Raw genomic sequence first — 13626 nt, forward strand, 5'->3', positions numbered from 1 at the left:
TAAATTAATTAGTAAAAACACAATAAAACTGTTAAATATCTAAGTATTAATGTTTTTTAATAAATTAAAAATAAGAAAATAACAACAAATCAAACCTATTATTGTAAAATAATAAGTTTTGAATCATCAATTAAAGTCAAATATATAAATGTTAAATTTGCATTTTAAAATAAAATTCCATGTACAGAAGTCATAATTGCGGTGAGTTAACTGCAAAACATATAAATTCAGAAATCACCTTATCTGGTTGGGTTCAAAAATCAAGAGACAAAGGTTTTATTGTTTGGGTAGATTTACGCGACCGTTACGGTATTACTCAACTTGTTTTCGACGAAGAGAGAACCTCTAAAGACATGCTTGAAAAAGCACAGAAACTAGGTCGTGAATTCGTTGTCCAAGTAAAAGGAACTGTAATAGAGCGTGCTTCAAAAAATCCAAGTATGCCAACTGGTGATATTGAGATTTTAGTTTCAGAATTAAATATCTTAAACGAAGCGCTTCTTCCTCCTTTTACTATTGAAGACAAAACAGATGGAGGAGAAGATATTAGAATGAAATATCGCTATTTAGACATAAGACGTAACCCTGTAAAAAACAACTTAATTTTTAGAGCCAAAGTAACACAAGAGGTTAGAAACTTTTTGTCAAACCAAGACTTTATAGAAGTTGAAACTCCTTATTTAATTAAATCTACTCCAGAAGGAGCTCGTGATTTTGTTGTGCCTTCTCGTATGAATGAAGGTGAATTTTACGCACTACCACAATCGCCTCAAACTTTTAAGCAATTGCTTATGGTTGGTGGTATGGATAAATATTTCCAGATTGTAAAATGTTTTAGAGATGAAGATTTACGTGCAGACAGACAACCAGAATTTACACAAATTGATTGTGAAATGGCGTTTGTTGAGCAAGAAGATATTTTAAATGTTTTTGAAGGATTAACACGTCACTTACTAAAAGAAGTAAATGGTGTTGAAATCGATAAATTCCCAAGAATGTTGTACGATGATGCGATGCGTTTATACGGAAACGACAAGCCAGATATTAGATTTGGAATGGAGTTTGGGGAATTAAACGAAGTTGCACAACATAAAGAATTTGGTGTTTTTAACACTGCAGAATTAGTTGTTGGTATTGCAGTTCCTGGAGGAAACGCTTACACAAGAAAAGAAATTGATAAATTAATCGACTGGGTAAAGCGCCCTCAAGTTGGTGCTTTAGGTATGATTTATTCTCGTTGCAATGACGATGGGACATTTAAATCTTCGGTAGATAAATTCTACGATCAAGACGATTTAGAAAAATGGGCTAAAATTACAGGCGCAAAAGCAGGCGATTTAGTTTGTGTACTATCTGGAGAAACTAACAAAGTACGTGCGCAGTTAAGCGCTTTACGTATGGAATTAGCAACACGTTTAGGCTTACGCGATCCAAAAGTATTTGCTCCACTATGGGTAATTGATTTTCCATTATTAGAATTAGACGAAGAAACTGGTCATTATCATGCAATGCACCATCCGTTTACTTCTCCAAAACCAGGTCAAATAGAATTATTAGACACTAATCCTGGAGATGTTAAAGCTAATGCTTACGATTTAGTATTAAACGGAAACGAAATTGGTGGTGGTTCTATAAGAATACACGATAAAGCTACACAGGCAATCATGTTAAAACACTTAGGTTTTAGCGATGAAGATGCAAAAGCACAGTTTGGTTTCTTAATGGATGCTTTCGAATATGGTGCACCTCCACATGGTGGACTTGCCTTTGGTTTAGATAGATTAGTTGCTATTTTAGGCGGACAAGAAACAATTAGAGATTTTATTGCCTTCCCGAAAAACAATTCTGGTCGCGATGTAATGATAGATGCTCCTGCCCCAATTGACGCAGCACAGTTAAAAGAATTAAGTTTAAAGCTTGATTTGTAGTTTATACCTTCAAGTTAACCGTTTATAAATCAATCCTGCTTTTTGCAGGATTTTTTTGTTAGATTAGATTTATGAAACGAAAGAAAGTCTTTAAAATTATTGGAATAGTACTCTTAATAATTATTATAGCCATAGCCGGAATTATTGGTTACGGCTATTACTATTACACAGAAGCTCACAATACAGAAAACAAACCTTACCAAAACTACATTGGCTATATAGACCAAGATAAAGCGCTACTTAAAGATAAATATGAACTTTGTGAAGATGGTTTTATACAAAGAACTTACAATGGTTCTGCATTAGAAGGATACAACATTAACAAAAAACATTATAGAGATCAATTATTTAGTCAATTCAATACTAATAATTATAATGATTCTGGGTATTTAAACTTTCGATTTTTAGTGAATTGCGAAGGTAATGCTGGATGGTTTGAAATTATTGAAATGAATTTAGACCTAGAGGAAACACCTCTTAATAAAGATTTAGTAGATGAATTACTAACCTTTACTTCAAACTCAAAACACTGGAATATTTTAAAATATCCAAAAAATAATAAGCCATACAATTATTACAATTACATCTCATACAGAATAGAAAATGGAAAAATCACTCAAATCATACCTTAGTTTATGTTGCTTACTAGTGATTTTTTCTTGCAGAAATGACGCTAGCTTAAACGCTTCTGAAAAAATAACACTTGCAGAAGAAACTTATAAAGCTGCAATTCAATTTAGGCAAGGCTCTACTGCATTTCAAAATGGCATTGCAGAGGCTGTTGCAATAGATCCAACTTACGAACCTGGTGTTTATGAGCTATCTGTTGCCGACTTAAAAAGAGGCTTACCTCACAAATGGTTACCACAATACAATAAAGCAGTAGAACTCGATTCTGTAACTAGAATTCCATGGCGTGGCTATCTTTATTTATGGTTTTATAGAGATTATAAAAAAGCAATCGCAGATTTTGATGCTAGTGATGTATTAACACCAGATTTTATAGATGCTCCACAAGGACACAGTGTAGATTATTGGAGAGGTATTGCTTATTTAGGTTTAAACGATTTTAAAAACTCTAACGCTTATTTTGAAAAACACATCGCTAAAGAAACCAAAGAATTTGGTGAAGATTACGTTGACATTACAGCATTCCTATATAATGGCATTGCTTATTTTGAGGCAGGTAATTATGAAAAGGCACTTTTAAATCTCGACAAACAATTAGAATACTCTCGTAACCTCAGCGCAGATGCTAAATATTATAAATCACAAATTTTTATAGCTGAAGGCAAAAACAAAAAAGCTTTAGAAACAATAAATGAAGCCATAGACGATTTTAACGAAGGTTATAATAACAAGCGCGCCTACGTAGAGACCTTGAGACAAATTTATCCTCAAGATTTAACAGACCTCAAATTTAAAATTGAAAATCTCTAAATACTTTTAATATTAAAATCCTGCTTCTTGCAGGATTTTTTGTTACTTTGATATAAGTAACCAATCATGCCAAAAAGAACACTTCTAAAACGCTTTTTAATTTGGAAATACAAACACATTTCCGAAAAAAACTTCACCTTTATACTAAGTGCATTAGTTGGTTTATTAGCTGGATTAGCAGCAGTGACACTTAAAAATATTACGTTTACAATAGAAACGCTTCTTGCTAAAGGTATTGTGTTTTCTCAAAATCAGTTGTATTTTATACTGCCTGTAATTGGCTTATTATTAGTGTATTTATTTGTGAAATATGTAAGTAAAAAACCTATTGAACATGCTATTCCTTCTATTCTATTTTCGCTTACACGAAAAAGTGGGTTTTTAAAACGCTCAAAAATTTACTTTCCTTTAATTGCTGCTCCTTTAACTGTTGGCTTTGGAGGGTCGGTTGGTTTGCTTGGTCCTGCAGTAGCATCAGGTGCTGCTATAAGCTCTAACTTAGGTAAACTATTTCATATCAATAGAAAAACAAGAACATTACTTATTGGTTGCGCTGCAGCTGGAGCAATTTCTTCTATTTTTAAATCGCCAATTGCTGCTATTATTTTTGCTGTAGAAGTCTTTAGTCTAGATTTAACTTTTGTTTCTTTATTACCATTACTTATAGCATCAGTCTCATCTGTAATTACTTCTTATTTCTTTTTAGGAGACGATTTATTATTTAACTTTAATTTTTCAGATAAATTTCAGATAAAAGATATTCTCTTCTATGCAGTTTTAGGTATCGGAACAGGCTTTGCTTCTATTTATTTTACTAAAATGTATTTTGCTATTCTTAAGTTTTTCGAGCGCTTTAAGACTCCTTTTCAGCGATTAATTATTGGTGGTTTAGCTATTGGTATCATGCTTTATTTTATCCCACCTTTGTATGGTGAAGGTTTTGGTTTTATAAACAATTTACTTGCAGGAAATCATATTCAGGCTTTAGGCAAAACACCTTTTGATGCTTTTAATGATAATATTTGGGTGGTTATTGCTCTTCTTATTGGCATTACTGTTTTTAAAGCCGTTGCAATGACCACAACTTTTGCTGCTGGTGGTGTTGGTGGTATATTTATTCCAACAATGGTTATGGGAAGCGCTCTTGGCAACGCAGTTGCAAAAGTGATAAACAATATCGGTTTAGGGTTTAATGTTAGCGAAACCAACTTTACTTTAATTGGTATGGCTGGATTAATTGCTGGTGTTTTACATGCACCATTAACTGCTATTTTCTTAATTGCTGAGATTACTGGTGGTTACGAATTATTTATACCATTAATGATTGCTGTTGGTATTTCTTTCAGCATTAAAAAAAGTGCAATAGATTACACTATTTACACTAGAGAACTTGCTGAAAAAGGACAACTTTTAACTCATGATAAAGACCAAAATGTTTTAACATTAATGACTTTAGAATCTATAATCGAAAGTCGTTTTTCTAAACTACATCCAAAAATGACACTTGGAGAAATGCTTCACGAAGGTGTTGCTAAATCGACTAGAAACTTATTTCCGGTTGTAGACGAAGACGGTAAATTATCTGGAATTATTTTACTTGATGATGTGCGAGATATCATGTTCGATCAATCGCTTTATAATTCGACTTTGGTTGAGTCTTTAATGCATAATCCTCCAGATAAAATTATTTATGAAAAAGATTCTATGCAAATAGTTATGCAAAAATTTCAAGACTCTGGAGCATGGAATTTACCGGTAATAAAAAATGAAAAGTATATTGGCTTCGTTTCAAAATCAAAACTACTTACAGCTTATAGAAGACAATTAATTAATGCTTCTTCTTAATCTTAAATTTGATTAGTTTTGCAATGGCTTAACTATTCCATAAAATTTAAGCAAACACCAAAGTGAATGCACCATTTTTAAGATAAAAACATATTATAAAATGAAATATATTATCTGGTTTTTCTTTATTGTTTCTTTAGCCTCAATAGCTTCTGGTTATGCTTTAGACGTTTCTTATTCACAAAAATTAATAGGTTATGGTGTATTAGGTTTCTTTTTTATTGTAATCCCTTTATTTTCATGGTATAGTTGGAAAGACAAAAACCCTAGAGATTATTTATTAAATAAAGAAAATCTTGATAAAATGCGTGAACGAGAAAACAGAAAAAAAGAATAACGGTATTTTAGTTGTTATTTTCAGTCTTACTCATTACACAATGACCTGTATTAGTTTAGGTTTCTTCTTTCTATAAAAAAACGCTTCATTAGTTTTGAAGCTTCTTCCTCAAGAATTCCTCCTTCAATTTTAGTTTTAGGATGCAGCTTAGTCTTTAAATTAATACAACCACGATCCTCGTCTCTAGCAGCATAAACTATTTTAGAAATCTGACTCCAATACAAAGCACCTGCACACATCTGGCAAGGTTCTAAGGTTACATATAATGTGCAGTTTTTTAGATATTTGCCACCTAAAAAATTAGCAGCTGCTGTAATAGCTTGCATTTCTGCATGTGCAGTAACATCGTTTAAAAGCTCTGTAAGGTTATGTGCTCTGGCAATTATTCTATCTTCAATTACAATAACAGCACCAACAGGAATTTCACCTTTTTCAAAAGCTTCTTCGGCTTCTTGTAATGCTTTTTGCATGAAGTATTTATCGTCGTATGGTTTTATCATTCTATAAAAATACGATTTCAAATTAAATAATACGCTTCGGCAAGAATTTTGATAATTATAACAAAAGCTCTTAACCATGAAAAAATATTTCTCTATTAAAATTCCAGAGCCATGTCACGAAGGCTGGGAAACAATGTCTCCAAAAGGCAAAGGTCGTTATTGTAGCTCATGTTCAAAAACAGTAGTTGATTTTTCTAAAATGGATGTGTCAGAAATTCAAGATTTTTTAGTTAAAAAAAAAGACAAAAGTATCTGCGGACATATTAGCCAAACAAAGTTAGATTCTATAAATATTAGAATTCCGTTAAGTTTAATTCAGCAAAATCATAATGTCTACAAATCATTCTTTTTTGTAATTTTAATTGTAATGGGAACATCGTTATTTAGTTGTAATTCTAAAAATGAAAAACCACAAAAAATTGATAGTATTGAAATAATAGATACTAAAAAAATGAAGTTGTTGATGTTTTGGGTTTTATAGAATCTACAAAAAGAATAGATAGCGTAATTAAATACCAAAAACCTAAAAAAGAAATTATTACTATAGGAAAAGTAATTACTGTAGATGGTGATATGATACTTGAAGAACATTCACCTACCGAACTTTATCCAGTATACATTGTAGATGAATACCCTGAATTTAAAGAAACTACTTCAAAATTATCAAAAGAAGAAAATAAAAAGCAATTTCAATCTCAATTAAATCAATTTGTTAAAAACAATTTTAAGAAAACAGTAGTTGATAGTCTAGAGTTAATAGTAAAGCAAAAAATATATGTAGATTTTGAAATCACAAATACTGGTAATATAATTATTAAACGAACAAGAGCATATTATCCAGAATTAGAAAAAGAAGCCGAACGTGTTTTAAAAAAGCTCCCAAAATTAATGCCTGCTAGAAAAGATGGAAAAGCGGTTTCTGTAAGCTACATTTTACCTATAATATTTAATATTGAAGAATAAATACAATTATTAAATATCGTAGTTTTGTTAAGTGAAACAAAAATTACTTCAACATATAAACTACCCAAAAGATTTACGTCTTTTAAAACAAGAGCAGTTACCTGAATTAGCTCAAGAATTACGTGAGTTTATTATAAACATAGTAGCTACTAAAGAAGGTCATTTAGGCGCTAGTTTAGGTGTGGTAGATTTAACTATTGCCTTACATTTTGTGTTTAACACACCAAAAGATCAATTGGTTTGGGATGTTGGCCATCAAGCTTACGGTCATAAAATTTTAACTGGTAGAAGAGAAAGTTTTGACACCAATAGACAATATGGTGGTTTAAGTGGATTTCCAAATAGATTAGAAAGTGAATACGATGCTTTTGGTGTTGGACATTCCTCTACATCTATTTCTGCTGCTCTAGGAATGGCTATTGCAACACAGCTAAAAGGGGACTTAAAAACCCAGCATATTGCTGTTATTGGAGATGCTTCCATTGCAAGCGGAATGGCTTTTGAAGGTCTAAATCATGCTGGAGTTACAGATGCTAATTTACTAGTTATATTAAACGATAATGCCATTGGTATTGACCCAAGTGTTGGTGCTTTAAAACAATATTTAACTAACGTTAAAAAAGGGACTCAAAAGCAAGATAATATTTTTGAGGCCTTAAATTTTGATTATTCTGGACCAATAGATGGTCATGATTTACCGCTTTTAATTAACGAATTAGAAAGATTAAAAAAGGTAAAAGGACCAAAATTTTTACACGTTATTACTACAAAAGGAAAAGGTTTACGTCAAGCGGAAGAAAACCAGGTTACTTATCATGCTCCAGGGAAATTTAATAAGGATACTGGAGAATTAATTCCAAAACCAGAACTAAAACAGCCTCCAAAATATCAAGATGTTTTTGGACACACTATTGTTGAATTAGCAAAGCAGAACGATAAAATTATTGGAATTACACCAGCAATGCCAACTGGTAGCTCTTTAAAATACATGATGGAGCAAATTCCTGAACGCGCTTTCGATGTTGGTATAGCTGAACAACATGCAGTAACTTTTGCAGCAGGATTAGCAACACAAGGCATGGTACCGTTTTGTAATATTTACTCTACATTTTTACAACGTGCTTACGATCAAGTAATACATGATGTAGCATTACAAAACTTACCGGTAATTTTCTGTTTAGATCGTGCTGGTTTAGTTGGTGAAGATGGAGCTACACATCATGGTGTTTTTGACTTGGCTTACTTGAGATGCATTCCAAACCTTATTATTTTCGCGCCTAGAAATGAAATTGAATTACGTAACATTATGTACACTGCTCAGCTAGGTTTAGATCATCCTATTGCTATTAGATACCCAAGAGGAAGAGGACAAATTTTAGATTGGAGACAACCGTTTTCTAAAATTGAAATTGGGAAAGGACTTTGCCTTATAAAAGGAACAAAAACAGCCATTCTTTCTATTGGTAGTATTGCTAAAAATGTGACTGATGCTTTAGATTTATTAGAAGACACATCTACATTTTCACATTATGATATGTGTTTTGTTAAACCTTTAGATTTAACAATGCTTCAGAATATATTTAATACTCATGAAACAATTATTTCTATTGAAGATGGTGCAATAACCGGTGGTTTTGGAAGTGCAATTGCAGAATTTTCAGCAAAGTACAACTACAAAAATAAATTAATATTAAAAGGTGTTCCTGATACTTTTACAGAACATGGAACGGTTTTAGAATTGCAACAATCTCTGCATCTAGACTCAAAAAATCTAAGTTTGTTTCTAAAAAAAATGACAGACTAAATATTTAGTCTGCCATTTAATAATATAAGTTACTTATTTCTTAGTTTGTACTAAACGACCAAACTTGTCCAATGCTTTTAACACCATTATTATCTTTAGTATCTATTCTCCAATAATAAGTTGTTGCTGCTACTGTTGTTACATCAAAAGTAGAAGCTGCAACATCTAATTGTACTTGAGCTGGATCTGTAGTATCTCCAAAATACAAATCATAAGTTAATGTATCACTTGCATCTACATCACTTCCAGACCAATCTAAGGTTGTTGTTCCTGCACTAAAAACAGCATCTAAAGCTGGAGCGTTTAAAGACGCTGCAAATGGAGCATGATTTGATACACCATCTCCTTCAGTATAAAAAGCAAAAGTTTGAGAAGCTGTTGCTTCATCTTCACTATCAAAAGCGACTACATTCCAATAATAAGCAGTTCCATTTTGTAATGTTACTGTTCTACTGGTTGCTGTAGTTGTAATTTGCTCTACAATATTTGTTTGATTTCTATCTAGTGCAATTGTTAATCTATAATTAATAGTGTCTCCATCTACGTCTGTTGCTGCAGACCAAGTAAACTCTATAGTGCTATCTATACAAAGTAAATCTGAACTTGGGTAAGTTAGTGCACCTACTGCTGTAGGTGCTGTATTAGGCTCTGGCGTAGGTGCTACAGCTGCAGTTCCACCACCATCATCATCACTACCGCAAGAAGTAATTAAAACAAATACAAATAGTATTACTGGTAATAATTTTATTTTCTTAATCATATCTTTTATTTTTTAATAATTCTTATAACTTCTGGAGTATCTAAATTCAGTTTAATAAAATATATTCCTGAGTTTAAATTAGCAAAAGGAACATCTAAAGAATTAGAGTTGTTTTTTATGTAGTTTTTATTGATAACTAACTTCCCATTTACATCATAAACCTGAACACTAATTTCAGATTGCGTAACAGTGTTTGGTAATGTTATTTTAAGATTGTTAATAACTGGGTTTGGACTCGCTACAATGTTTAAAGCATTTTCAATAGTTGCTTTAAAAGTTCCTTCACAAGCTTTAGCTGTTTTAATTTCTAATGCTCCAGAACCTATTAGTTCTAAATCAAAAGTTGGATCACTTGTTATTGTTATTACCTCATCGTTAAATAAAACAGTATATGGTGCTGTACCTCTACTAACATCTACAGAAGTAATATTAGAACCATCATTATTATTTACAATTTGTAAATCAATAACATCTGCGGCTTCTATATTAATCTCAAAACATTGTTCGAATGTTGTTCCATTAACAGCAACACAAACAGTGTAAGAACCTACTGCAATGTTTTCAAAAGAATAACTTGATGTTACTTGCTCTGAAAGGTTTAAACCATTACCAACAACAGTTGCTGTATAAGTAACATACGTCTCGTTAGCATTAACTATTATTTTACCATTGTTTTCTCCTGTACAAGTTTCAGAAATAACTTCTAAAGAAATATTATCTGCATTAGTGTAACTAGTATCGCAAATATCTCCTATTCCATTTCCATTAGTATCAGCTTGATCTGCATTAACAGTATCTATACAGTTATCTACAGCATCAACAACACCATCACCATCTGTATCTTGGCAAACATCACCAACACCATCACCATCTGTATCTAATTGATTTGTATTAGCTGTTGTTGGACAATTATCGTTAATATCTAAAACACCATCATTATCTGTATCTTGACAAGCATCGCCAACTCCATCACCATCTGTATCTGCTTGATCAGGGTTAGCAGTGTTTAAACAATTATCTATATCGTTTATAACACCATCTCCGTCCTCATCACCAGTTCCGTCAATTTTAAATTCTCCAGAAAAAACTCCTCTTCCGTAAGTAGCTGCAAAGACCATATTATCATCTCTTAAGTCTAAATCTAACACTTTTACGTTAGACATTCCGTTAAAAGCTTGATTCCAATTAGGACTAGCTGCAGAAAAATTGTTTGTGTACCAAACTCCTAATTCTGTACCAATAATTACTTCATCTAAACTTAATGGGTTTTGAAGAATCGTTTTAACAGGCATGTCTGGTAAATCTCCTTCTTTTTGTTGCCAAGAAGCACCACTATTATTAGTGTACCAAATATTTTGCACACCATAATTATGTATAGTTACAAAAATTTCATTTTCAGATTGACCAAATTCAATATCAGAAATACTTCCGACTATTACATTAGCTAAGTCTAATTCTATAAAAGTAGGAGAGTTACTCTCTGCATTTTCAACTTTAAACACATCACCTAAAACAGTTCCAACTAAAAGTGTTGAAGAAGCTGTAGTGTGAGTTGAAACGGTAAAAGCTGTCGGTGTAGAATCCATTTCTGGATCTGTTAAACTTGTACCTTGAACTGTTGCTTGAGATTTTATACCAGAATATCGTCTAATTATACTGTTACCTCCAGCTGAATAATTTGAGTATAAAATATCTAGATTAGAATCTAACGCTTGTGGATTAATAAATGCTCCATTTGATTCACTTTCATTATTAATAGTTATACTAGTATTAGTATTTAAGTCTAAAAGATTTATACCTGAATTATACACATAATTTCTTATCATATATCTATCTGTACCATCTTGGTCGAAAAAAGTATAAGCACCATCTCCTCCGTAAGGTTCTGTTGAAGAATCTGTTTGATTAGGATTTGCATTTGCAAATAACTGTGTACCATTATCTTGTAATCCACCTGCAAAATAATCGCCTGTAAAGGCTGTAGTTGGCCCAACACCAACAGTGTAAAACTGTGAAGTATTAAAGTCTTTATTTCTTGCGCTTGTTGTATTACCAGCATTTGCTGAAAAATAAACGCCTCCATCATTACCAAATGCTACTACAGATGAAGATCCATTTGCAAAAGTCATAGCGTGTTGATCTGAATGTACCTCTTGGTATCCAAATCCACCATACCAGTGAGTAAATTGAATCCAAGTTGCACCTGCAGTTGATGAACTAAATAAATCAATACCTCCTGCGTAAATTGTTTCGTCATCATTCGGATCAATTTCTAACATTAAATCGTAAAAAGCTTGACCTCTAGTAAAATCATTAGCATCAATTCCACTATCAGCATCATTTGGCAAACTTAAATCTACAGAGGTAGTAAAACCATTTTCTGTCTTTTCCATAAGTACTGGATTTGTATCATCTCCTTGAGCTAAAACAAATACTTTCTCTGAGTTTGAAGCAGAAACTGCTATTTGTGTTCTACTAGCAGTTGGAATAGTTCTTTTTAAAGTAAAGTTTAATCCATCTACCGATCGAAATATTTTTCCACCACCATCTCCAAAGAGAGAGCTATTTGTAGTAGAAAGCCAGACATCATTATCAGCACCAATCTCAATATCATTTGGACAATGTTTATTTCCATCTGCTGTTAAAGGCATTGTTATTTCATTCCAACTAACACCATTATCTATAGATTGGTATAATCCATATTCTGGTCCAGTAAGATAAGTTGTTGCATTTGATGCACCATAAAAACTATCTCCTGCAGCAACATATACTTCAGAAACACCATTATTATTTCTAACCTTTATATCGTTTACAAACTGTATTCCTGGTACTAGGTTACCTGTAAAAGTATCTGTTGAAGGATTTAAATCTCCTGAGACAGCTCCTGCTAATACAGCAGCCTCTATAATATCTCCATCGGTTTTAGAAATCATAACAGAAGGAATTGTTACAGCTGGATCAGTTCCTCCCATTGGAACAGGCTGTCCTTCTACATTATTCATCATAATTACAGCTAGTGCTCCTTCGTCTTGAGCGCTTTTAACTTTTACGGTGAAATTACATACACCTCTTCTTATTAGAACTATTTTACCACTAAGTGCAGCAGGATTTGTTACAGCTCCACAACCTTGTGCTGAAGTAGATGTATTTCCGTTTTGAGTAACACTAGCTGACTCAATCAATACTATATCACTACTTATTACATTAGTTATTTGTGTACCAAAAGCAGTAGTAGGAAAAGATAAATAATCTCCTGTAATACTACTAGGCGTATTTATTGTAATATTTGAAGCAGACTCAAAAGTAGTTGGTCCTGTTATACCTCCAAATACTTTAGCCCAAGTTGTCCCAGCATCTTCAGACTTCCATACACCATCTCCATTAACATCTCCATTAACATATGATTCTCCTGTTCCAACATAAAAGATATTGAAATTATTAGGGTCAAAAGTAATACAACTTACTGCTAAATTTTCTGGAATATCAACTCTTGTCCAAGTTGTATTAGCATCAGAAATTTTAGTATTCTTCCATAAACCTCCACTAACACCTCCAGCAAAAAGCGTTTCGTTAGTAGAATCATTTGGATCAAACATAATTGCTCTTGTTCTTCCTCCTACGTTGTTTGGACCTCTTTCTATCCAACTATTATCAATAGCGTCTCCAGGCACTCTTGCAGAGGCTAAAAAAGCATCTCTTTTCTGTACTTGGTCTGCTCTAATTTGTTTTAAATTTTCATAGGTTGGTCTTCCTAATACAGGATTCATAGTCAACTCCCATTCTTGCTCATAATATTTATTAGGTGTTAAACCCGCAGCTTTCCTTTCAGGCTTACTTAGTTTAAGCATGTCCTTAAATGGGCTTTTTTCCAAGTTCTCTTTATGAGTTTTCTTAGTAGCAACTTGATTTGTAAGTTGCCTCTCTTCATTATTGGATAATGTAAAGAGTGCGATAAATACTAAAACGCAAGATGTTAGAATAATAATTTTCTTTTTCATGTTTTTTTTTTAAGTTTTTAAAAATACCTATTTTTATTAATACTTTAAGAG

The 13626-nt window shown here is 32.4% G+C and carries 11 protein-coding genes; 8 read left to right on the plus strand and 3 right to left on the minus strand.

What is annotated here, in order from left to right; all coding sequences use genetic code 11:
* Window positions 1-179: 179 nt before the first annotated feature.
* From aspS to CW733_RS11160, 5 genes are all read left to right on the plus strand, one after another.
* Window positions 180-1928, plus strand: a complete 1749-nt coding sequence (aspS, locus tag CW733_RS11140) for an aspartate--tRNA ligase (RefSeq protein ID WP_100997252.1) — start codon at window positions 180-182, stop codon at window positions 1926-1928.
* A gap of 71 nt (window positions 1929-1999) precedes the next feature.
* The gene (locus tag CW733_RS11145) at window positions 2000-2560 is read left to right on the plus strand and encodes a hypothetical protein (RefSeq protein ID WP_100997253.1); all 561 of its coding nucleotides are present in this window, start codon (window positions 2000-2002) and stop codon (window positions 2558-2560) included.
* Window positions 2532-3368: a tetratricopeptide repeat protein gene (locus tag CW733_RS11150; RefSeq protein WP_100997254.1), complete on the plus strand. Its 837-nt coding sequence runs from the start codon at window positions 2532-2534 to the stop codon at window positions 3366-3368. The genes CW733_RS11145 and CW733_RS11150 overlap by 29 nt, the downstream gene beginning before the upstream one ends.
* Window positions 3369-3434: 66 nt before the next feature.
* Window positions 3435-5213, plus strand: a complete 1779-nt coding sequence (locus CW733_RS11155; protein WP_100997255.1) for a chloride channel protein — start codon at window positions 3435-3437, stop codon at window positions 5211-5213.
* 100 nt (window positions 5214-5313) lie between these two features.
* On the plus strand, window positions 5314-5550 hold the full coding sequence (locus CW733_RS11160) for a hypothetical protein (RefSeq protein WP_100997256.1): 237 nt from the start codon (window positions 5314-5316) through the stop codon (window positions 5548-5550).
* Window positions 5551-5600: 50 nt separating this feature from the next.
* On the opposite strand, the gene CW733_RS11165 is transcribed toward CW733_RS11160, so the two are convergent.
* Window positions 5601-6050: a nucleoside deaminase gene (locus tag CW733_RS11165; protein ID WP_100997257.1), complete on the minus strand. Its 450-nt coding sequence runs from the start codon at window positions 6048-6050 to the stop codon at window positions 5601-5603.
* Between the two features lie 76 nt (window positions 6051-6126).
* On the opposite strand from CW733_RS11165, the gene CW733_RS11170 reads away from it, so the two are divergent.
* Genes CW733_RS11170 through CW733_RS11180 form a run of 3 tightly spaced genes read left to right on the plus strand, consistent with a single transcriptional unit; the run spans window position 6127 to window position 8817 of the window.
* Window positions 6127-6531 (plus strand): hypothetical protein, encoded by a 405-nt coding sequence (locus tag CW733_RS11170; RefSeq protein WP_100997258.1) that lies wholly within the window; start codon window positions 6127-6129, stop codon window positions 6529-6531.
* A complete protein-coding gene (locus tag CW733_RS11175; protein WP_100997259.1) occupies window positions 6519-7013 on the plus strand; it encodes an energy transducer TonB in 495 nt (164 codons plus the stop codon). Before CW733_RS11170 ends, CW733_RS11175 begins: the two co-directional genes overlap by 13 nt.
* Window positions 7014-7044: 31 nt before the next feature.
* Window positions 7045-8817, plus strand: coding sequence for a 1-deoxy-D-xylulose-5-phosphate synthase (locus tag CW733_RS11180; protein ID WP_100997260.1), 1773 nt, complete (start codon window positions 7045-7047; stop codon window positions 8815-8817).
* Window positions 8818-8857: 40 nt separating this feature from the next.
* On the opposite strand, the gene CW733_RS11185 is transcribed toward CW733_RS11180, so the two are convergent.
* Window positions 8858-9577, minus strand: a complete 720-nt coding sequence (locus CW733_RS11185) for a hypothetical protein (RefSeq protein ID WP_100997261.1) — start codon at window positions 9575-9577, stop codon at window positions 8858-8860.
* 5 nt (window positions 9578-9582) lie between these two features.
* Window positions 9583-13575 carry a thrombospondin type 3 repeat-containing protein gene (locus CW733_RS11190; RefSeq protein WP_100997262.1) on the minus strand — a complete coding sequence of 1331 codons (3993 nt, stop codon included), beginning with the start codon at window positions 13573-13575 and terminating at the stop codon, window positions 9583-9585.
* Window positions 13576-13626 lie beyond the last annotated feature (51 nt).

It is taken from the genome of Lacinutrix sp. Bg11-31 (assembly GCF_002831665.1).
Classification (GTDB): domain Bacteria; phylum Bacteroidota; class Bacteroidia; order Flavobacteriales; family Flavobacteriaceae; genus Lacinutrix.

What these genes read in the sequence shown, in the direction of transcription:
- CW733_RS11155 (WP_100997255.1), top strand. Translation starts at nt 3,435, where the DNA reads ATGCCAAAAAGAACACTTCTAAAACGCTTTTTAATTTGGAAATACAAA.
- CW733_RS11165 (WP_100997257.1), bottom strand. Translation starts at nt 6,050, where the DNA reads ATGATAAAACCATACGACGATAAATACTTCATGCAAAAAGCATTACAA.
- CW733_RS11150 (WP_100997254.1), top strand. Translation starts at nt 2,532, where the DNA reads ATGGAAAAATCACTCAAATCATACCTTAGTTTATGTTGCTTACTAGTG.
- CW733_RS11170 (WP_100997258.1), top strand. Translation starts at nt 6,127, where the DNA reads ATGAAAAAATATTTCTCTATTAAAATTCCAGAGCCATGTCACGAAGGC.
- CW733_RS11185 (WP_100997261.1), bottom strand. Translation starts at nt 9,577, where the DNA reads ATGATTAAGAAAATAAAATTATTACCAGTAATACTATTTGTATTTGTT.
- CW733_RS11160 (WP_100997256.1), top strand. Translation starts at nt 5,314, where the DNA reads ATGAAATATATTATCTGGTTTTTCTTTATTGTTTCTTTAGCCTCAATA.
- CW733_RS11190 (WP_100997262.1), bottom strand. Translation starts at nt 13,575, where the DNA reads ATGAAAAAGAAAATTATTATTCTAACATCTTGCGTTTTAGTATTTATC.
- aspS (WP_100997252.1), top strand. Translation starts at nt 180, where the DNA reads ATGTACAGAAGTCATAATTGCGGTGAGTTAACTGCAAAACATATAAAT.
- CW733_RS11145 (WP_100997253.1), top strand. Translation starts at nt 2,000, where the DNA reads ATGAAACGAAAGAAAGTCTTTAAAATTATTGGAATAGTACTCTTAATA.